Origin of the sequence: Kosakonia sp. ML.JS2a, from assembly GCF_025642095.1 — a bacterium.
Classification (GTDB): Bacteria; Pseudomonadota; Gammaproteobacteria; order Enterobacterales; family Enterobacteriaceae.
Map to the genome: position 1 here is coordinate 1,269,592 of NZ_CP106754.1, position 17,804 is coordinate 1,287,395.

Sequence of the window (17,804 nt, forward strand, 5' to 3'; positions counted from 1 at the left end):
CGGGTTTTGGCACAACGCCGGGGGAACAATGGGTTATCAGGAGGACCAACTGCTGAGCAGCTCGCCGTGAACATACAGCTCCTTCGGCCGGGTCACCGCCGCAGGCGGCAACGGCTCTGGCAGCGTTTCGGCATACAGCGCGCCATCCACTTCCTTCACCTGCGTGCGTTCCGTCAGTTGCAGCGTGATGGTCAGATCCTGCGTACTGTCACTATTGGCAACCAGCGTCCAGCTAAAACTGGCTTGCTGCCCGGCCTCCACGGTGAGGATGTCGGGCTGGTTGTCGCGCAGCCACAGCATCACCGGCACGAAGATCGTGTCGATATCGCCGGAAAAACCGCTGACGGCGACATTCAGGCTGAACTGCTTTTCAAACGAGAGTGAGTGGGAGAGGGTGGCGATATTTCTGCCTTTATCCACCCACAGGCGCAGCATGGCAGGGTTATCGCGCAGGGCCGGGACGGCGTCCGTCAGGGCTTTGCGCAGCGTATTGGGTTTTAGCATTTATCTCATCCTGGCAGTGTTTTACGGTTTCGACCTGCAACGCACACTGTTCCAGCGCGCGCTCAAGCCGTCGGATATCGGCGCTTAAATCGCCGTTGGTTTGTGGATTACTTGCCGGCATCGGGCACAGACTGACCTGCGGACAACGGTTGTAAACAGTGACCGGCAGAGGCGCAGGCGGGGCGCTGGTGCACCCGGCGCACAGCATCAGGTAGCTCAGTGCTGTACCAGCGGCGAAACGCGTCATTTTCATTGATTAACCTCGTAATAGCCTGTTCGCGCTGCACCGCTTGCGCACTGGCGGACTCCAGTTGCTGGCGCAGCGCCACCTGCGCCTGCTCGTTGCTGTTGGCCAGCTCGCGTGAGGCGGTAAGCTGCGCTTTCAGTTGCGCGATAGCGCTGTTTTGTGCCTCGGTTAACTGGCGGGACTGCGCCAGCGACGCGCGCAGCGTATGGTTTTGCTGCATCAGCCACAGCAGGCCGCAGACGCCCAGCAGCAGGGCAATCAGCCAGGCTTTCACAACGCCCCCTGCAGACATAAAGCGCGTTCACGCTGGCGGCGGTTTTCCAGCCCGGTATTGCGCACGCCGTCGATAAACACCCAGCGCGGCAGTTGATCGCAGGCCTGTTGCCACTGTTTTTTATTGAGATAAAACGCCAGCGTGGAGCGGCAGGCGGCGCCGGTACCGACGTTAAACGCAAAGCTGACTACCGCGTCGTAGACCTGCGGCGGCATTGCCACCGTTACGCAGTCCGCCAGCCGGCGCTCAACATGCAGTACGTCGGCGACCAGGTTCACCGCCGCCTCTTTTTCCGTGATATCGCGTTTCGGCGTCACACCGGCGGTATGGCCAATACCGGACGTCCAGACGCCAGCGCTGCACTGGTAAGGGCGCAGCCGACAACCTTCGAGATCGGCAATCAGCGCCAGCCCTTGCTGCGAGGTATGCAGTAAGCGGAAGTCCGGCGTCAGCGCCGCCAGCGCCAGCACGACCGCCGCGCTACAGCGTTTAACGGGTAAGCCCATTGATCACCTCCTGGCTCGTGGCACAGGATTTGAGAAACAGATAGCTCTTTCGACGGTAATACCAGTTCACCGCCACGGTAACGGCAACGCCAAGTGCGCCAAACCAGGCGGCGAAGTCTTGCGGCGTCATGGCGCCAAAAAACGTCAGCGCGACGCTGATCCAGTACGCCAGCGACGAGGTGACTTTTTCGATAGTCACGCCCATAGGTTCACCGTTTCGTTCACCGTGGCGACCGCCACTTCCGGCAGTTCAACGTGGGTGCCATGGGGCAGGATCACCCCGAGTTCCGCCAGTCCCGGGTTGGCCAGAAGTACGGTTTCGACCACGCCTTCCGTGCGGCCGTAATAGCGCAGACAAAGGATGTCGAGGGTGTCGCCCTGTTGTGTAATTGCATTCATCGTGTTCGGATCTCTTGCGGTCTGGAGGGAGTGTTTCCAGCTTCAAGTGTCGGGGGCGGGGCAGACAGACGCCATCTGTCGAGGCTGGCTAAGCACTGGCACAACGTGAGAAGGGCGTAATGATGCGCAAAGGTGAGAATAACAAAAGCGCGCGCCAGACCGACGGCGGTTGGCGCGCAATGCTGCAAATGCATCTGCCTGAGGAAGGCGGCAGAGCGTTATTCGGCCGGGTAAAAAATGTCCTTCTCTCCAACCCCAGGGGTTTCGCTGTTCGCGATGTTCGACACCATTGTCATGGCGAGTTCCATCTCTTCCCTGGTACAGCGGTGAAGTAGCGCCAGCTCAGTAATCAGTTTGACGCACGCCCAATTAAACTGCGATTTTTCGAAACGTTCAGACACCATGAATCCCCTCATGTGCTTTTACTGTATGTATGTACAGTATCATAAGCCTAATATTAATGGGAAGCGAAAAATTTTTCATCTTGATACCTATGTTGATGATTAGAAAAAGTATTGTTGTTTTCTGATACCGGTTTCTCTCCGCTGTTTTTTGTGAATTGCGCCGCAATTTTGTCAGGAGGCTGGCAGCAGCCCGCCTGCCATTCCCGCCGGGGCGTACAGTTATTGACAGAACTCCAAGAGGGCGCAGACGCGCCCTGAAGGTCAAGGTCCGTACGCTTCGGCACAATCTTCCATTTCTTCAGTCGCGTGAGCACCGGCGAACCCGCGCCGACGACGGTGTCGTACACGCCGCGAACGGCAACAATCGTTTCGCCATACTGATTAAACATGTTCTCCTCCTCGTACAGTGTGCGCACTTGCAGGTCGTCGCGGCGTACAAACGGCCCGCCCTGCGCATTCACATAGCCAGCCCAGTCACCGGCGTCGGCGGCGTCATGCACCTGCGCGAACTCCACGCTTAACCCGCGTGCGGTTTCGCTGTCGGCCATGCGCCGCAGTTCGCGGTACACCGTAACCGGAGCGCCGCCGATAAACTGGAACTGGCGGATACGCCAACGCGCGGCCCATGCCGCCACTGCGCAGGCGGTCTCCTGCAACGGCGAACCGCTCTCGTGATCGGTTTCACCCTCCAGCGCATAACCGTCGATATTCTTGGCGATGTACTTCGCCACATAGCCGGTTGCGCTGCCCTTCTGCGAATCTATCGCCTGCGCATCAAAGCGCGCTTTCCTCGATTTTTCACTATTAAGCTCATGATTATCTTCAAGTTTTGCGTACTCGCTCGTAATGTCGCGTACGCGAGCGACATCCTGAGGCTGCATAAACAGCAACAGATGCCAGTGCGGGGTGCCATCGTGATGCGGCTCCGCCACGCGAATGCCGAACACGCGCAGATTGTGGCGGTGCAGCTTGGCGCGAATGCGCGCCCACAGCGCGGTGAAGTAGCGTTGAGTCTGTGCCGGACTGGCGCCGTTCCACTTCCGATTGCGGTAGCCGGCGCGGGTGGTGGCGTGCCAGGCGGAAGGGGCGGTCAGGGTGTAAAACTCGCCCACATAACCCAGGTTCTGGCAGATGGTTTCGAACCCGCGAATGCGCGTCATCAGCTCGCTGCGGCGAATAGCCGGGTTGGCCACCGATCCATCGTGTTTATCGATCAGGCTGATGCGGTTGCCTTCTTCGTCCTCGAGTTCCATGCCGTTGAGAAACTCGCGGTTGCGGCGTTTTTGTTCGCGCCAGGCGCTCACGCAATCCTGGCTGGCGTAGGGCTGTTTTTTCTTGCTGACGTTGCCGAGTGCTATCTGGAGATGTTCCCGCCACTGTTCGGCGACACGGCGTAAACGCCCGCGCCACCACTGTTCGCTGAACAGGCGGATCACCGCCGGGGCAAGGTCGCTGGCGCTGGCCAGTTTGCGGGTGACCCGCTGCCAGTGCGGTGGTGTGACGTTGAATTGCAGGGCGATGATCCCCGCGCGCCTATACCAGCGATGCAGGGTTTTCAGCTCGGCGTCATCGGCGTTGTCGATATCCGCCAGTTCGCCGCGAATAAAGTTGGCGATGTCCGCCGACAGCCGGTCGATCTCTTTTTTCGTCATGTCCGGCAGGCGGTTGTAGCGGGCGAGTAAATTCACCAGCCGGCTGGCGAGGTAGCGCTGAACCGGCGTATCGAAGTGGCCATTAAACACCGCTTTCGATACGCGCTGGTGAATGCAGGTCAGTTGGTAGCGTTGTGTGACGGCGTTGAGGCGGGGCAGTGTGCGCGCCACAAGGTGGCGCAGCCAGGCGTTGGCGCGCGCCTCGCCGTGGTATTTTTCCAGCGTATCTGCCGTGCGCATGATCGGCAGGCGTACGCACTCCGGTTGCAGCGCCAGCGCATGACGGGCCTGTAGCAGCGCCGCAATCAGCTGGTTGCGGCGGTGGAGTTCGGCATGCGTGAGGTAGGGGCTGGCAATCGCCGGGCGCGGCGCATTCCACGGAAAAGCCCACGAGATCGCCAATTAGCGCCTCCTGTAGTGCTTATCGTGCAGTTCGGCGCGGTGCTGGCAGGTGACGCAGCAGGTCACGCCGGGCAGCGCCATACGGCGGGCTTCGGGGATGGGCGCATCGCAGTTTTCGCAGGTCAGCCGCGACGGTAACAGCAGGCGGCTGCGCGCCTGGCGGATGTAGCGTTCGCGCTCTTCCAGCTCGCGCTGTTGTACCAGATCCATTTCATCGGCCATCAGTGCAGCTCCTGTGCCTGGTTATCAATGTGGGTGGCTTCCTGGTGCAGCAGCTCGGCGGCGTCGCTCCAGTCCAAATGTTCCGTGGCGATAAGCCGCGCCAGGGCGTCGAGGCGCGCGGAAATCACGCCAGCGCAGCGCAGTCGCTCGCGGTTGCGTGCTTCGGTCAGCATCAGAGCGACGTCTTCGTGGCTGCGTGCCGGGTGTGTTGTGGGGGTCTTTCTCATGGTGTTCTCCAGATTTTGGCGACAGGAATGCCCGGCGGGTTGACGCCATGGCTTACGGGTTGGGGGTTAGCGCGGCAGGGTCAGGCGTTTGGGAAACAGGCTGACGACCGCGCGGAAATGGTTCATTGCTGTGATCACCGCTTTTTTCTCTTCAAGCGTCAGCGCGTGCGGGCTGAGGGCCTGGCGGGCAGCGGGGACGCGGGCAAGAAAGAAGATCGCCGCCAGCGCGCGACTGTTTTCGTCGTACTGCTCGTCGCGTTTATCGCGCAAATCCTCGATAAAACGCGCCACCTTGGGCCAGCTATCGTCCCAGTGGCTGGCGCGGAGTTCGGCAATATGGTTCAGCCCGTTAAGCCGTTCTCCGGCGCTGAGCGGTACGCTGATGCGGTCTGCTGTGATAGCCATACTCTCTCCTGTTTTCTTGTGAGCTTGCAAAAGCAAATTCAGCTTAAGGATGTACCGGCGCGGTGATCGATATAGCGGCAGTCAATGGCCTGCTGCGTTAATTTGTCGCGCCAGGCTTTCACATTGATCAGCGTACGGCTGCGTTTTCCGGCATTTTGCGCCGCAGAATAGTCGCGGGTCGGGGCTTTGAGCAGTATGCCTTCGTCAAGCCATTGCCAGACCAGACGTTCGCTGACACCGCGCATGGCGGCGAAATCTTTCACTGTCATCGCGTCGGACATCGCCGAGCGGATCAGCGTTTGCAGCGCGGGCAGCAGGGCGGACATCAGCTCATCCATCTGGCCATGGGTGAAATTCCTGGATTGCATTTGAGAGTCGGATAACGGATGCGACGGCGTTGATTTTGCATCTGACATATCGCATTATCTCCTGTGGTTTGAAATGTACTGCACTGGCGTGCATTCTGGTCGATGCACAGCAATATAAATCGCAAATGCGATTGTGTAAATCACTTTTTCGAAGTTGGTATGCATGAGTGAAAATAAGATGAGTGTTCAGGATGTGATTGAGCGCATTGCCGCGTCCTATTCCGTCTCCAGCCAGAAGGCGCTCGCCGAAGCGCTGGATGTGCCGGCGAACAATATCAGTAGCTGGATCCAGCGCGAGAGCGTGCCCTATAAAGCGGTGGTCAAATGCGCGCTGGATACCGGGGCCGATCTGCACTGGCTGGTGGAAGGTGAGTTCGCAAATGCAAAATTAACCGATAAACCCGCGCCGAAGGGCAAGGCGTTGCTCAACGAGATTTTGTCGACCGGCGGTCGCCCGGTGCTGCGCCGAATCCTCGATGCGTACGGGTTTCAGATGCAAAAAGATCTCGGTGATTTGCTGGATATCTCTTCCGGGACCATCAGCACCTGGGTGCGGCGTGAGTTTTTCCCCGGCGATGTGGTGGTGACCTGCGCGCTGGATACCGGCGTGTCGCTGAACTGGCTGGCGACTGGCAAAGGCGAGATGTATCCCGCTGCGGCAACGTCGGCTGCGCAAAGCGAGGCGGCGCTGAGTATCCCGAAATATCGCCATGAGTCCGGCGAGCTGAAAGAGGCGGGCGTGTGGTTGCTGGATCGCAGTCTGGCGCCGTCGTCCGTCGGCAGCCTGAATTTTATTGAAGGGCTGAATGCGGGCTGGCTGGTGGACACTTCCGCGCAAAAAATCGGTAACGGTCGCTGGTTTATCCGCATTGATGATGTGCTGGATGTGTTTGATGTGGTGCGCTTGCCGGGCGGCAAGGTGCGTCTTACCAATCATTCGGCGGATTTTGAGTGCAGCGTGACAGAGATTGAGCCGTTTGGTGTGGTGATTTTCACGCTGGAAAAACACGTTTAGGGCAACCATGACGGTCAGTAAACAGAAAAACGGCAAGTGGCTGTGCGAGCTCTATCCGCAGGGGCGGGAGGGGCGGCGTATTCGTCGGCAGTTTCCTACCAAAGGCGAGGCCGAGGCATTTGAGCGCTGGACGAAGCAGGAGGCTCAGGAGAAGCCCTGGCTTGGCGAAAAAGAGGACCGCCGGCGGTTGAGCGACCTTATTGCGCTGTGGTTTAAGCTGCACGGGCAGTCGCTGGCGGCCGGGAAATCGCGGATGGCGAAGCTGGAGATTGTCTGCCGGGGGCTCGGCGACCCGCTGGCGACGGAGCTGACCGCGAAGGTGTGGGCGCACTATCGCGATCAGCGTTTGAGCGGCGAAATCGATAATGGTTACACGCGCGATCCGGCGAACTGGAAGGTGCAGCCGGTGACGGTGAACCGTGAGCAGCAGTATCTCAATGCGGTGTTTAACGAGCTGAGCCGGTTGGGGGAGTGGCAACTGCCGAATCCGATCGAGGGGGTACGGACGTTTCGCGAGAAAGAGCGCGAGATGACGTGGCTGACGCCGCCGCAAATCGCCACGCTGCTGGCGGCCTGTGACGCGTTCGGGAATCGCGATTTAACGCGGGTGGTGAAGGTGTGTCTTGCCACCGGCGCGCGCTGGCGCGAAGCGGAAAACCTTCAGCGCACGCAGCTTTCGGCCAATAAAATCACCTTTGTGAAAACCAAGGGCGGTAAGAACCGCACCGTGCCCATTCCGCAGTGGCTGTACGATGAGCTTGCGCCGTTGCAGGGGCAGATGTTCCAGCCGTGCTATCCGGCGTTCAGCAAAATGCTGGCGGCCACCGATATCGCGCTGGCCGAGGGGCAGAAAACCCATGTGTTGCGCCATACCTTTGCCGCGCATTTTATGACCAATGGCGGCAACATCCTGGTGCTGCAGCGCATTCTGGGTCACGCCAATATCCGCGAAACCCTGCGTTACGCCCACTTCGCGCCCGATCATCTGGAAGAGGCGGTAACCCTGAACCCGCTGGCCCATTTTAATGGCGGCAAAATGGCGGCGGAAGTTGCATAACCCTGCAATTTATTGCAGTGAAAGGGGGTGTAATGCATTGGTGGGTAACGATTGTTGGTGCAGTGTGGGGAGGAGCGGGAAAAGCGTCTTAACTAGTTTTTTTCGTTCTCTCGTCGAGGGTCGCCAACAGACTTTCTGTCGTTTTGGTAAAAAAATTAACCTTCTGGTGATGATTAATTTACAATGCCGCTTCGACCGGGAGGAGACGTGGTGAAGCGTATTTTTCATCCATATGCAGCAAAACGCGCGGCCGCCTGGCTGGCGTTGTTTTCGATCCTGCTGATCCTTGTCGCCCCGCTGATTTCCGTCTCGTTGCAACACGATTCGATGAACGCGATGGCGGGCATGCATCATGAGATGAGCATGCCAATGCCTGACCATCATCAGATGTCGCATGCGCAAATGCGTCATCACGAAATACCCTCGCAGAGCATGCCGCTCGATCACGCACAAGCGTGTGGTTATTGCGTTCTGCTGGCGCACGTTCCTGGTCTGATTTTCCTTGTCGCCATGCTGCTACTGGGACGCGTATTGCGTATGCGTCTGACGCCCGAACGGCAAAAAGTCTCGCACTGGCACTTCTTTCCCTGGCTCTGGCCGGATACCCGCGCACCGCCGCGCGTCTGCTTTTTCTGACACGATAATAGTGCCCGTACGCCCTGGCGTAACGGCATCTTTTTGCTATTTCTGAGGAAAAGTATGACTTCCTGCACCCCGCGTGCGGCGTGGCTGAACCTGCTACGACGCCTGCATTTTTACATCGGTCTGTTTGTGGGACCGTTTATCTTTATCGCCGCCCTGACGGGCACCTTATACGTGGCGACGCTGCAGCTCGAAAACGCGCTCTATCAGGATGCGCTTTACGGCGTGGAAAAGGGCGAACGCCAGCCGCTGGCGGAACAGATTGCCGTTGCTGAGCAGGTGACCGGTGGGCATTTGCGTCTCCATGCGGTGCGCCCAGGCCTGAGCGGTAACGACACGACGCGCGTGATGTTTGCCGATCAGCAACTGGGTGAGTCGGAAACTCGCGCCATTTTTATTGACCCCATCACCTTGCAAGTGAAGGGCGATATGACGGTTTATGGCACCAGCGGGATTTTGCCGCTGCGCCAGTGGATAGATTACTTTCACCGTTCATTGTTGCTCGGTGATGTCGGGCGTATTTACAGTGAACTGGCGGCATCCTGGATGTGGGTGGCGGCGCTGGGCGGCATTGTGCTGTGGTTTTTCACCCGACCAAAACGGCGGCTCAACAACCCGGTGCAACATCATCGCCGCTGGCATGTTTCGCTCGGCGGGATTTTGCTGGCGGGGATGTTGCTATTCTCAGCAACCGGGTTGACCTGGTCACAATGGGCTGGCGGCAACGTCGATCGTCTGCGCGCCGCGTTTGGCTGGATGACACCGCAAGTCAATACACAACTGCATGGCATGGCAACGATTGGCGATCCCCATGCGGAACACCATTCACACCATGACGGTATGGAAATGCCTGATATGCAGCTCGATTGGGTGCAGTTTGATGAAGTGCTGCAGAGTGCGCAGCAGGCCGGCATTTCCGCCACTAAGCTGGAGATCCGCCCGCCGCGTAGCGCAGATAAAGCCTGGACGGTAAGTGAAATCGATCGTCGCTGGCCCACACAGGTTGACGCAGTAGCCATTGACGGCAGCAACATGGCGGTTATCGATCGCACCCGATTTGCTGATTTCCCGTTGATGGCGAAACTCACGCGCTGGGGGGTCGATTTCCATATGGGCGTGCTGTTTGGTCTGCCGAATCAATTACTGCTGATCATCTTTGGCAGCGCACTGTGTGTGATGATCGTGCTGGGGTACCGGCTTTGGTGGATACGCCGCCCGGCTCGCGCAGCCGCGAACCCGGCCGGAACATTGCTGTTCTGCTGGCTGAGTCTGAGCATGGCAGGGCGTGCGGTGACTGCGGTACTGGCATTACTGCTGGGGCTGGCTTTGCCGGTAATGGGAGTCAGTCTGTTGGTGTTTATACTGATGGATATCTTACGCTGGCGGCGTCATCGCCAGGGGACGCAGATCGCGGTGGGCTAACGGCAAATGGCGCGGTTAACCCCGCGCCATTTGTTCGTGTAATTTTATCGTTACAGTTATTTGGTCAATAAATGGCATTTAATTTGGTTGTGTAAAGAAATCGGTACGAAATGTGGATTGAAATCTTTACCGCTTGTGGTATGGTTACGTCATCCTCGCAAGAGGGACAACTATCGCAAACGAGTCACACAGGATCGCAATCATGCAAAAAGACGCGCTGAACAACGTACACATCACCGACGAACAGGTTCTGATCACCCCGGATCAATTAAAAGCGACATTCCCGCTGACCACGGAGCAAGAAGCGCAAATCGCGCAATCCCGCCAGACCATCTCCGATATCATTGCCGGGCGCGATCCGCGCTTGCTGGTGGTTTGCGGTCCTTGCTCTATTCACGATCCGGAAGCGGCGATTGAGTACGCCCGTCGATTTAAAACCCTTGCCGCAGAGGTCAGCGATAGCCTCTACCTGGTGATGCGCGTCTATTTTGAAAAACCCCGTACGACCGTTGGCTGGAAGGGGCTGATTAACGATCCGCACATGGATGGCTCGTTTGATGTGGAAGGCGGACTGAAGATTGCGCGTCGTCTGCTGGTTGAGCTGGTCAGCATGGGGCTGCCGCTGGCGACGGAAGCGCTGGATCCGAATAGCCCGCAGTTCCTGGGCGACCTGTTTAGCTGGTCGGCGATTGGCGCACGCACCACGGAATCCCAGACGCACCGCGAAATGGCCTCCGGTCTGTCGATGCCGGTAGGCTTCAAAAACGGCACCGACGGCAGCCTGGCCACGGCGATCAACGCCATGCGCGCCGCTGCAATGCCGCACCGGTTTGTCGGTATCAACCAGGCCGGTCAGGTCTGCCTGTTGCAAACGCAGGGTAACCCGGACGGGCATGTGATTTTGCGCGGCGGCAAAGCGCCAAACTACAGCCCGGCGGACGTTGCGCAGTGCGAAAAAGAGATGGCTCAGGCGGGACTCAGGCCGTCGCTGATGGTAGATTGCAGTCATGGTAACTCCAATAAAGATTACCGTCGCCAGCCTGCCGTTGCGGAATCCGTGGTTGCTCAGATTAAAGATGGCAACCGGTCGATTACCGGTTTGATGATTGAAAGCAACATCCACGAAGGTAATCAATCTTCTGAACAACCGCGCAGTGCCATGAAGTTCGGCGTTTCCGTGACGGATGCCTGTATCAGTTGGGAAACCACGGAAGCGCTGCTGCGTGAGATTGATAAAGACCTGCGCAATAGTCTGGCGACGCGTCTTGCTTAAGAGGTTGTTATGGTTGCTGAATTGACCGCGCTGCGCGATCAGATTGATGAAGTTGACAAGGCGCTGCTGGGATTACTGGCGCGCCGCCTGGAACTGGTGGCGCAAGTTGGCGAAGTGAAAAGCCACTATGGCTTGCCCATTTATGTCCCCGAGCGTGAGGCGACCATGCTGGCATCACGCCGGAAAGAAGCCGAGTCGCTGGGGGTCCCGCCGGATCTGATTGAAGATGTACTGCGCCGTGTGATGCGTGAGTCCTACTCAAGCGAAAACGATAAAGGCTTTAAAACGCTCTATCCTGAATTGCGTCCGGTGGTCATTGTCGGCGGCGGTGGGCAGATGGGACAACTGTTTGCCAAAATGCTGACGCTTTCCGGCTATCAGGTGCGCATTCTGGAAAAAGAGGATTGGGCACAGGCTGAGGCGCTGGTGGCGGATGCCGGTATGGTGATTGTCAGCGTGCCTATCCACGTTACCGAGCAGGTGATCGCGAAGTTGCCCGCGCTGCCGGATGATTGCATTCTTGTTGATCTTGCGTCGGTAAAAAGTGGTCCGCTACAGGCCATGCTGGCGGCGCACCAGGGGCCTGTATTGGGGTTACACCCGATGTTTGGTCCGGACAGCGGCAGTCTTGCCAAACAGGTAGTGGTCTGGTGCGATGGAAGGCAGCCGGAAGCGTACCAGTGGTTTCTGGAGCAGATTCAGGTGTGGGGTGCGCGTTTGCACCGTATCAGCGCCGTTGAACACGATCAGAACATGGCCTTTATCCAGGCGCTGCGGCACTTTGCCACCTTCGCTTATGGGCTGCACCTGGCGGAAGAGAATGTTCAGCTTGAGCAATTGCTGGCGCTTTCTTCGCCAATCTACCGCCTTGAACTGGCGATGGTTGGCCGACTGTTTGCTCAGGATCCGCAGCTTTATGCCGACATTATTATGTCGTCGTCCAGCAATCTGGCGTTGATCAAACGTTACTATAAACGTTTCGGCGAGGCGATTGGTTTGCTGGAGCAGGGAGACAAGCAGGCGTTCATCGACAGCTTCCGTAAAGTGGAGCACTGGTTTGGCGATTATGCCCAGCGTTTCCAGAGTGAAAGCCGCGTGCTATTGCGCCAGGCGAACGACAGCCGCCAGTAATCTGAAAGCCGTTTATACTGAAAAGCCAGTGGTTACCCGCTGGCTTTTTTCATTTAAGGGACGCGCAATGGCTGAGTTGAAAACGCTGTTTGATTACACCGGGCATTTACCGGAATGCCCGACCTGGAGCGAACCGGAGCAGGCGCTCTACTGGGCTGATATCCTGGAAGGGGAGATCCATCGCTATCATCTGGCGACGGGCGAACATACAGTGTTGTCGTTTCCGGAGGAGGTCGGTTGTTTTGCGTTGCGGGAAAAGGGCGGTTTTATTGTGGCGATGCGTTACGCCATCTGGTTGACCGATCCCTGTGGCCTGTTGCGGCAAAAAGTGTGTGATAACCCGTCGAATCCGCAACTGGCGCGCTTTAACGATGGCGGTACCGATCCCCGGGGCCGTTTTTATGCCGGCACGTTTTGGGGGCCGGGCGATTACAACGGCGCGCTGTTATTGCGTATTGATAATGATTTAACGCCGAAAGTGGTGCAGTGCGACATTCATGGCGCCAACGGGCTGGCATTTAGCCAGGATGGTCAGTGGATGTTTACCTCTGATACGCCCAACGGTGTGATCTATCGTACGCCGTTGGACCACCAGGGGGAACCGGGTAAACGTGAACTCTTCCACCGGTTTAAGGCGGGTGAAGGTATCCCGGATGGCGCGGCTGTCGATGTTGAAGGGTGTTACTGGAGCGCGATCTTTGACGGCTGGCGTATTGTGCGTTTTTCGCCGCAGGGAGAACGGCTGGAGGAATATCCTCTGCCTGTTCGTTGCCCGACGATGGTCTGTTTTGGCGGTGAGGATATGAAAACGCTTTTTATCACCACCACGCGGGAAAATATGGACGCGGAGGAAGTGGCGCAATATCCGCTTTCGGGGGCGATCTTCACCCTGCCAGTTGGTGTGGCAGGAATGAAGAAATCGCTGTTCAAAGAGCGTTAAACGGGCTCAACCGGCACCACATTTTCGCTCGGGTAGCAACCCAGCACTTTCAGTGAGCGGGTAATCTCATTCAGCTCGCGCAACGCTTTTTGCATCCCATCGGATTGCAGGTTAGCCTGAACATCCAGATAAAACATCTCTTCCCACGGGTTGCCATTAATCGGGCGCGATTCCAGTTTCGTCATGATGACGTTGTGCTTGCGCAGCACCAGCAGTGCTTCAACCAGTGCGCCAGCCTGCTGGCCGGTGGCCATCAGCAGTGTGGTTTTCGCAGGCACCTGATCGGAAACGTCAATCGCTTTACGCGCCAGCACCACAAAACGCGTAATGTTTTGCGTCTGGTTCGCCAGGTTGCGTTCCAGCACCTGAAGTCCATACAGTGCGCCGCCCGCTTCGCTGCCCAGCGCCGCGACATGCGGTGAATTCGCCTGCGCCACTTTCTCCATGGCGGCCGAGGTGCTTTCGCAATATTCAATCTTCCACTGCGGGTAACGGTTCAGAAACTGGCTGCACTGCTGGAACGGCTGCGGATGGCTGTAAACGGTTTTAATCTGCTCCAGATCGGTCGAGCCGGACACCAGCACGCAGTGATCGATAGGCACCGTCAGCTCGCCCACGATCGACAATGTGGTGTGCTGCAGTAAATCGTATACGTCGTTAATTGCGCCTGAGCTGGTATTCTCCAGCGGCACGACGGCGTAATCCGCCTGGCCGGTTTCCACCTGATTGAAGATATCGTGGAACTTCAGGCAGCCGCTTTCAATAAACTCCTCAAAATGGCGCGCAGCGTACTGGCGGGCCGCCAGATGGGAATAAGAACCTTTGGGACCGAGAAACGCGATGCGGGCAGAATGGGGATTGATCTTATTCAGATGCTGCTGGAGCAGCGCTTGCTGAGTCAGAACGGAGTCTTCGATGATCAACTGGAACAGGCGGGTAATGTAATGGGCATCCAGATGATGCGCTTTACCCAGTTGAATCAGACGTTCCAGCAGGTCGCGCTCGCGATCGATGTCGCGCACCGGGCGGTGCGAATGCAGTTTGGCTTTGCCGACTTCGACAGAGAGCTGGCGTCGTTCGGCAAGCAGCGTCAGTAACTGCTCATCCAGCGCACTGATTTTTACGCGTAAATCCAGTAAGGGGTTTTCAGCCGTCATGTTGTTGCCTTTAATTGTTATCAAAAAAAAAGCCTCCCGGAGTGGGAGGCCTTATTGTTCGTCTTCGCATTCTTTATCACAAAACGAATCGCCTCCCGGTTCAGGGGAAGGTAAAAAAGAATGCGAAGAAGAACGGAACAAGTTTCATGCAGTTTTCCTTTGAGTGACTGAAGTACAGTACCCGTACTGTTTTCTTTCTGTCAATAAAAAACGCGCCCGAAGGCGCGTTGGATAGGGACTCAATGTAGAGACTACTCTTCTTCTTCAACGAAGCTTGGGTCTTTCACCGACGATGCGGCGCGACGTGCTTCACCTTTGTGTTGCACTTTATTGAGCTGCCGTTCCAGCTTGTTAATCAAATCGTTGATAGCGGTATACATATCTTCGTGTTTTGCGCTGGCGACCAGGTGCCCGTTTGGCGTGTTGATCGTCGCATCCGCAATAAAGCCCTGTGGCTCTTTAGACAGAATGATATGTGGGTTAATCAGATGGGTTTGCCATTTATCCAGTTTGGCGAGACGGTCTGCGACATGCTGGCGGATTGCCGGAGTAATTTCCATTTGTTTACTGGTAATGTTCATTGTCATAAATTTTACCTCTTGTCTTTCCGTCTTGGTGATTTCAGCATACCGTGGTGAATGTCAAAATGTGTGATTTAAATCACATTATTTTGTCACTTTTTGTCAAAGGAAAGGTTTTGTGAGGCAGGACAGGAAGAGCGCAAATATACCTTGTCGAACGCGTAAATAGCGGTCATAGTTGATAGGATGGATTGAGGCTAAACCGCTTCAGCAATAAGTGAAACCGAATAAAAAAACGGCAGCCTGCAGGCTGCCGTTTTGTCTTTCAGGCGATCGGTTTTAGCTGGCGCTACTGTTCGCCGCGATAATTTTAGCGACTTTGTCGGCCTGCGCGTTCATTTGCATTTCGCGGTAGGCTTTTTCCATCAGCGGCAGCGCATCGCGCGTGGCTTTTGCATCCGGGAAGTCACGAAGCATCCCTTCCACGCGGTTGACAACGGCAACCCAGGCGCCGCGGTCGGTGTAATATTCCGCGACGGAGTAGTCATACTTCGCCAGGCGATCTTTCAGGAATACCAGGCGTTTGGTGGCATCGGTGACGTACTGGCTTTGCGGATAGCCGCGCACCAGTTTGGAGAAGTCCGTAAATGCGTCGCGCGCATGCTGCGGGTCGCGATCGCTACGGTCCACACCAAAGAACCCTTGCAGCGCACTGTCATCCAGCGCCATGTTGGTCAGCCCGCGCATGTACATCACATAATCGATGTTGGGATGCGTCGGATTCAGGCGAATAAAGCGGTCAATTGCGGCCTGAGCCAGCGGCAGATCGGCGTTTTTGTAGTAAGCGTAGATCAGATCCAGTTGCACTTGCTGAGAGTAAGGGCCAAACGGATAACGATTATCCAGGGCTTCCAGTTGCGTTATTGCCGCCTTCCAGTTACCGTCTTGCAGTTTTTGCTGGGCAGTCGCGTAGATTTCATTTGGTGGATTATCAGGCACCACTTCCTTTGAACCGGAGCAACCCGCCAAAGCCAGACTCAACGTGGCGGCTGCCACCAGATATTTCATGCGCGTCATGACGTTTAGACTTTCCTCAGAATGTTAATGCGGGAGATTCTTTATTCCTGCTCCCGACTAAGACCAGCTACAATAGCACACTATATTAAACGGCAAAGCCGTAAAACCCAACGTTAACGAAGAAGCTGTATATGGCACAACGAGTACAACTTACCGCAACGGTATCCGAGAACCAGCTCGGTCAACGCTTAGATCAGGCTTTGGCCGAATTGTTCCCTGATTATTCACGTTCGCGCATAAAAGAATGGATTCTCGACCAGCGCGTGCTGGTCAACGGCAACGTCAGCGACAAGCCGAAAGAGAAAGTGTTGGGTGGCGAAAGCATTGCCATCAATGCTGAAATTGAAGAAGAAGCCCGTTTTGAACCGCAAGATATTCCGTTAAATATCGTTTATGAAGATGACGACATTATCGTTATCAACAAGCCGCGCGATTTGGTGGTGCACCCGGGAGCCGGTAACCCTGACGGTACCGTGCTGAACGCGTTGCTGCATTACTATCCGCCTATTGTCGATGTTCCGCGTGCCGGGATTGTGCACCGCCTGGACAAAGACACCACCGGTTTGATGGTGGTAGCAAAAACGGTGCCGGCGCAAACGCGACTGGTGGAGTCCTTGCAACTGCGTGAAATCACACGTGAATATGAAGCGGTCGCTATTGGGCACATGACCTCGGGCGGCACTGTTGAAGAGCCGATCAGTCGTCACCCGACGAAGCGTACGCATATGTCCGTGCATCCGATGGGGAAACCGGCGGTCACGCATTACCGCATCATGGAGCATTTCCGTATTCATACGCGCTTGCGCCTGCGTCTGGAAACCGGCCGTACGCACCAGATCCGTGTGCATATGTCGCATATCACGCATCCGCTGGTGGGTGATCAGCTGTACGGTGGTCGTCCGCGTCCGCCAAAAGGGGCATCGGAAGCGTTTATTGAGGCGCTGCGTAAGTTTGACCGCCAGGCTTTGCACGCAACCATGCTGCGTCTCTATCACCCGATCAGCGGTATTGAGATGGAATGGCATGCGCCGATCCCACAGGATATGGTCGATCTTATCGACGCGATGCGCGCTGATTTTGAATTGCATAAGGACGATGTGGCCTGGTTATGACCAAACTGATCCGCCCGGACTGGCCGCAACCCAAACAGGTTGCAGCTTGTAGCTCGACACGTATTGGCGGCGTTAGCCTGCCGCCTTATGACTCCCTGAATCTCGGTGCACACTGCGGTGACGACCTCATTCTGGTGGAAGAAAACCGTAAGCGCATGTTCGCGGAAGGTGGTTTACCGTCTAAACCTGTGTGGCTTGAACAGGTGCACGGCACCGAGGTGCTGAAACTCAGCGGTGAACCTTATGCGTCGAAGCGGGCGGATGCTTCCTACAGTAATACCCCGGGTGCCGTTTGTGCGGTGATGACCGCCGACTGCCTGCCGGTTCTGTTTTGTAATCGCGATGGCACCGAAGTTGCTGCTGCACATGCCGGTTGGCGTGGGTTGTGCGCGGGTGTGTTGGAAGCGACGGTCGCGTGTTTTGCTGATAAGCCGGAAAATCTGCTGGCGTGGTTTGGCCCGGCGATTGGCCCGCAAGCCTTCGAAGTCGGCCCGGAAGTGCGGGAGGCATTTATGGCCCATGATCCTCGGGCTGATAGCGCGTTTCGCCCGGCTGGGGAAAAGTTTTTTGCGGATATCTACCAGCTCGCGCGCCAGCGGTTGGCGAGCGTAGGCGTCGAACATGTGTTTGGCGGCGATCGCTGTACTTTCAGCCAGCCGGAGGATTTTTTCTCCTATCGCCGGGACAAGGTCACCGGGCGTATGGCAAGTTTCATTTGGCTGATATAACCTAACGAATCAAGACGATCCGGCACGCGTAAGTTTTCTTTCGCATAATTCAGGTCATTCACCTTGAATAATTGAGGGATGACCTCATTTAATCTCCAGTAGCAAATTTGACCTGTTAT

The 17,804-nt window shown here is 56.6% G+C and carries 25 protein-coding genes and 1 other annotated feature; of the genes, 9 read left to right on the forward strand and 16 right to left on the reverse strand.

All coding sequences use genetic code 11. The annotated features are described in order from the left end of the window. Positions 1–36: 36 nt before the first annotated feature. From N7922_RS06220 to N7922_RS06275, 12 genes are all read right to left on the reverse strand, one after another. Positions 37–504, reverse strand: coding sequence for a phage tail protein (locus tag N7922_RS06220; protein ID WP_263099723.1), 468 nt, complete (start codon positions 502–504; stop codon positions 37–39). After that, positions 443–712 (reverse strand): Rz1-like lysis system protein LysC, encoded by a 270-nt coding sequence (lysC, locus tag N7922_RS06225; protein ID WP_263099724.1) that lies wholly within the window; start codon positions 710–712, stop codon positions 443–445. The genes N7922_RS06220 and lysC overlap by 62 nt, the downstream gene beginning before the upstream one ends. After that, positions 612–1,025 carry an Rz-like lysis system protein LysB gene (gene lysB / locus N7922_RS06230; protein WP_263099725.1) on the reverse strand — a complete coding sequence of 138 codons (414 nt, stop codon included), beginning with the start codon at positions 1,023–1,025 and terminating at the stop codon, positions 612–614. Before lysB ends, lysC begins: the two co-directional genes overlap by 101 nt. After that, positions 1,022–1,531 (reverse strand): lysozyme, encoded by a 510-nt coding sequence (locus N7922_RS06235; protein WP_263099726.1) that lies wholly within the window; start codon positions 1,529–1,531, stop codon positions 1,022–1,024. Before N7922_RS06235 ends, lysB begins: the two co-directional genes overlap by 4 nt. Further along, a complete protein-coding gene (locus N7922_RS06240; protein ID WP_263099727.1) occupies positions 1,515–1,736 on the reverse strand; it encodes a phage holin family protein in 222 nt (73 codons plus the stop codon). The genes N7922_RS06235 and N7922_RS06240 overlap by 17 nt, the downstream gene beginning before the upstream one ends. Further along, complete coding sequence (locus N7922_RS06245) at positions 1,727–1,930, reverse strand: tail protein X (RefSeq protein WP_088236682.1); 204 nt, start codon at positions 1,928–1,930, stop codon at positions 1,727–1,729. Before N7922_RS06245 ends, N7922_RS06240 begins: the two co-directional genes overlap by 10 nt. A 218-nt stretch (positions 1,931–2,148) precedes the next feature. Next, positions 2,149–2,334 carry a hypothetical protein gene (locus tag N7922_RS06250; protein ID WP_263099728.1) on the reverse strand — a complete coding sequence of 62 codons (186 nt, stop codon included), beginning with the start codon at positions 2,332–2,334 and terminating at the stop codon, positions 2,149–2,151. A 53-nt stretch (positions 2,335–2,387) separates the two neighbouring features. Continuing rightward, positions 2,388–4,388, reverse strand: a complete 2,001-nt coding sequence (locus tag N7922_RS06255; RefSeq protein WP_263099729.1) for a replication endonuclease — start codon at positions 4,386–4,388, stop codon at positions 2,388–2,390. Then, the gene (locus N7922_RS06260) at positions 4,389–4,610 is read right to left on the reverse strand and encodes a TraR/DksA family transcriptional regulator (protein ID WP_263099730.1); all 222 of its coding nucleotides are present in this window, start codon (positions 4,608–4,610) and stop codon (positions 4,389–4,391) included. It lies immediately after the preceding gene. Next, positions 4,610–4,837, reverse strand: coding sequence for a DUF2732 domain-containing protein (locus tag N7922_RS06265; RefSeq protein ID WP_263099731.1), 228 nt, complete (start codon positions 4,835–4,837; stop codon positions 4,610–4,612). Before N7922_RS06265 ends, N7922_RS06260 begins: the two co-directional genes overlap by 1 nt. Before the next feature lie 66 nt (positions 4,838–4,903). Next, positions 4,904–5,242, reverse strand: coding sequence for a DUF5347 domain-containing protein (locus N7922_RS06270; RefSeq protein ID WP_263099732.1), 339 nt, complete (start codon positions 5,240–5,242; stop codon positions 4,904–4,906). A 38-nt stretch (positions 5,243–5,280) separates the two neighbouring features. After that, on the reverse strand, positions 5,281–5,580 hold the full coding sequence (locus N7922_RS06275; RefSeq protein WP_411554243.1) for a Cro/Cl family transcriptional regulator: 300 nt from the start codon (positions 5,578–5,580) through the stop codon (positions 5,281–5,283). Between the two features lie 193 nt (positions 5,581–5,773). Between N7922_RS06275 and N7922_RS06280 the strand changes: the two genes are divergently transcribed. From N7922_RS06280 to N7922_RS06310, 7 genes are all read left to right on the forward strand, one after another. Beyond that, positions 5,774–6,625, forward strand: coding sequence for a helix-turn-helix domain-containing protein (locus N7922_RS06280; protein ID WP_263099734.1), 852 nt, complete (start codon positions 5,774–5,776; stop codon positions 6,623–6,625). Between the two features lie 7 nt (positions 6,626–6,632). Continuing rightward, positions 6,633–7,682: a site-specific integrase gene (locus N7922_RS06285; RefSeq protein ID WP_263099735.1), complete on the forward strand. Its 1,050-nt coding sequence runs from the start codon at positions 6,633–6,635 to the stop codon at positions 7,680–7,682. A 210-nt stretch (positions 7,683–7,892) separates the two neighbouring features. Beyond that, complete coding sequence (locus tag N7922_RS06290) at positions 7,893–8,318, forward strand: DUF2946 domain-containing protein (protein ID WP_411554165.1); 426 nt, start codon at positions 7,893–7,895, stop codon at positions 8,316–8,318. 63 nt (positions 8,319–8,381) lie between these two features. After that, positions 8,382–9,746: a PepSY-associated TM helix domain-containing protein gene (locus N7922_RS06295; protein ID WP_263099737.1), complete on the forward strand. Its 1,365-nt coding sequence runs from the start codon at positions 8,382–8,384 to the stop codon at positions 9,744–9,746. Between the two features lie 202 nt (positions 9,747–9,948). Continuing rightward, entirely contained in the window at positions 9,949–11,019 is a 1,071-nt protein-coding gene (gene aroF / locus N7922_RS06300; protein ID WP_263099738.1) for a 3-deoxy-7-phosphoheptulonate synthase AroF, read from the forward strand. 9 nt (positions 11,020–11,028) lie between these two features. Beyond that, on the forward strand, positions 11,029–12,150 hold the full coding sequence (gene tyrA / locus N7922_RS06305) for a bifunctional chorismate mutase/prephenate dehydrogenase (RefSeq protein WP_263099739.1): 1,122 nt from the start codon (positions 11,029–11,031) through the stop codon (positions 12,148–12,150). Positions 12,151–12,217: 67 nt separating this feature from the next. After that, complete coding sequence (locus N7922_RS06310; RefSeq protein ID WP_263099740.1) at positions 12,218–13,090, forward strand: SMP-30/gluconolactonase/LRE family protein; 873 nt, start codon at positions 12,218–12,220, stop codon at positions 13,088–13,090. Here the strand turns inward: N7922_RS06310 and pheA are convergent. The 4 genes from pheA to bamD form a co-directional block, all read right to left on the reverse strand. Continuing rightward, positions 13,087–14,247 carry a bifunctional chorismate mutase/prephenate dehydratase gene (pheA, locus tag N7922_RS06315; protein WP_263099741.1) on the reverse strand — a complete coding sequence of 387 codons (1,161 nt, stop codon included), beginning with the start codon at positions 14,245–14,247 and terminating at the stop codon, positions 13,087–13,089. The genes N7922_RS06310 and pheA overlap by 4 nt on opposite strands. Positions 14,248–14,269: 22 nt before the next feature. Beyond that, positions 14,270–14,396, reverse strand: a sequence feature (Phe leader region). After that, entirely contained in the window at positions 14,348–14,395 is a 48-nt protein-coding gene (gene pheL, locus N7922_RS06320; protein WP_100250063.1) for a pheA operon leader peptide PheL, read from the reverse strand. Its footprint overlaps the feature before it by 48 nt. Positions 14,397–14,498: 102 nt before the next feature. Next, entirely contained in the window at positions 14,499–14,834 is a 336-nt protein-coding gene (gene raiA, locus N7922_RS06325; RefSeq protein ID WP_263099742.1) for a ribosome-associated translation inhibitor RaiA, read from the reverse strand. Positions 14,835–15,107: 273 nt separating this feature from the next. Beyond that, positions 15,108–15,845, reverse strand: a complete 738-nt coding sequence (gene bamD, locus N7922_RS06330) for an outer membrane protein assembly factor BamD (protein ID WP_263099743.1) — start codon at positions 15,843–15,845, stop codon at positions 15,108–15,110. Positions 15,846–15,976: 131 nt separating this feature from the next. Here bamD and rluD point away from each other — a divergent pair, with 131 nt between their 5' ends. Both rluD and yfiH read left to right on the forward strand, forming a co-directional pair. Further along, positions 15,977–16,957, forward strand: coding sequence for a 23S rRNA pseudouridine(1911/1915/1917) synthase RluD (gene rluD, locus N7922_RS06335; protein ID WP_263099744.1), 981 nt, complete (start codon positions 15,977–15,979; stop codon positions 16,955–16,957). Continuing rightward, positions 16,954–17,685, forward strand: a complete 732-nt coding sequence (gene yfiH, locus N7922_RS06340) for a purine nucleoside phosphorylase YfiH (RefSeq protein WP_263099745.1) — start codon at positions 16,954–16,956, stop codon at positions 17,683–17,685. The genes rluD and yfiH overlap by 4 nt, the downstream gene beginning before the upstream one ends. Positions 17,686–17,804 lie beyond the last annotated feature (119 nt).

What these genes read in the sequence shown, in the direction of transcription:
- N7922_RS06235 (WP_263099726.1), bottom strand. Translation starts at nt 1,531, where the DNA reads ATGGGCTTACCCGTTAAACGCTGTAGCGCGGCGGTCGTGCTGGCGCTG.
- N7922_RS06260 (WP_263099730.1), bottom strand. Translation starts at nt 4,610, where the DNA reads ATGGCCGATGAAATGGATCTGGTACAACAGCGCGAGCTGGAAGAGCGC.
- N7922_RS06250 (WP_263099728.1), bottom strand. Translation starts at nt 2,334, where the DNA reads ATGGTGTCTGAACGTTTCGAAAAATCGCAGTTTAATTGGGCGTGCGTC.
- N7922_RS06220 (WP_263099723.1), bottom strand. Translation starts at nt 504, where the DNA reads ATGCTAAAACCCAATACGCTGCGCAAAGCCCTGACGGACGCCGTCCCG.
- yfiH (WP_263099745.1), top strand. Translation starts at nt 16,954, where the DNA reads ATGACCAAACTGATCCGCCCGGACTGGCCGCAACCCAAACAGGTTGCA.
- bamD (WP_263099743.1), bottom strand. Translation starts at nt 15,845, where the DNA reads ATGACGCGCATGAAATATCTGGTGGCAGCCGCCACGTTGAGTCTGGCT.
- N7922_RS06240 (WP_263099727.1), bottom strand. Translation starts at nt 1,736, where the DNA reads ATGGGCGTGACTATCGAAAAAGTCACCTCGTCGCTGGCGTACTGGATC.
- lysC (WP_263099724.1), bottom strand. Translation starts at nt 712, where the DNA reads ATGCTGTGCGCCGGGTGCACCAGCGCCCCGCCTGCGCCTCTGCCGGTC.
- N7922_RS06310 (WP_263099740.1), top strand. Translation starts at nt 12,218, where the DNA reads ATGGCTGAGTTGAAAACGCTGTTTGATTACACCGGGCATTTACCGGAA.
- tyrA (WP_263099739.1), top strand. Translation starts at nt 11,029, where the DNA reads ATGGTTGCTGAATTGACCGCGCTGCGCGATCAGATTGATGAAGTTGAC.
- N7922_RS06245 (WP_088236682.1), bottom strand. Translation starts at nt 1,930, where the DNA reads ATGAATGCAATTACACAACAGGGCGACACCCTCGACATCCTTTGTCTG.
- aroF (WP_263099738.1), top strand. Translation starts at nt 9,949, where the DNA reads ATGCAAAAAGACGCGCTGAACAACGTACACATCACCGACGAACAGGTT.
- N7922_RS06265 (WP_263099731.1), bottom strand. Translation starts at nt 4,837, where the DNA reads ATGAGAAAGACCCCCACAACACACCCGGCACGCAGCCACGAAGACGTC.
- N7922_RS06280 (WP_263099734.1), top strand. Translation starts at nt 5,774, where the DNA reads ATGAGTGAAAATAAGATGAGTGTTCAGGATGTGATTGAGCGCATTGCC.
- N7922_RS06275 (WP_411554243.1), bottom strand. Translation starts at nt 5,580, where the DNA reads ATGGATGAGCTGATGTCCGCCCTGCTGCCCGCGCTGCAAACGCTGATC.
- rluD (WP_263099744.1), top strand. Translation starts at nt 15,977, where the DNA reads ATGGCACAACGAGTACAACTTACCGCAACGGTATCCGAGAACCAGCTC.
- pheA (WP_263099741.1), bottom strand. Translation starts at nt 14,247, where the DNA reads ATGACGGCTGAAAACCCCTTACTGGATTTACGCGTAAAAATCAGTGCG.
- raiA (WP_263099742.1), bottom strand. Translation starts at nt 14,834, where the DNA reads ATGACAATGAACATTACCAGTAAACAAATGGAAATTACTCCGGCAATC.
- N7922_RS06295 (WP_263099737.1), top strand. Translation starts at nt 8,382, where the DNA reads ATGACTTCCTGCACCCCGCGTGCGGCGTGGCTGAACCTGCTACGACGC.
- N7922_RS06285 (WP_263099735.1), top strand. Translation starts at nt 6,633, where the DNA reads ATGACGGTCAGTAAACAGAAAAACGGCAAGTGGCTGTGCGAGCTCTAT.
- N7922_RS06270 (WP_263099732.1), bottom strand. Translation starts at nt 5,242, where the DNA reads ATGGCTATCACAGCAGACCGCATCAGCGTACCGCTCAGCGCCGGAGAA.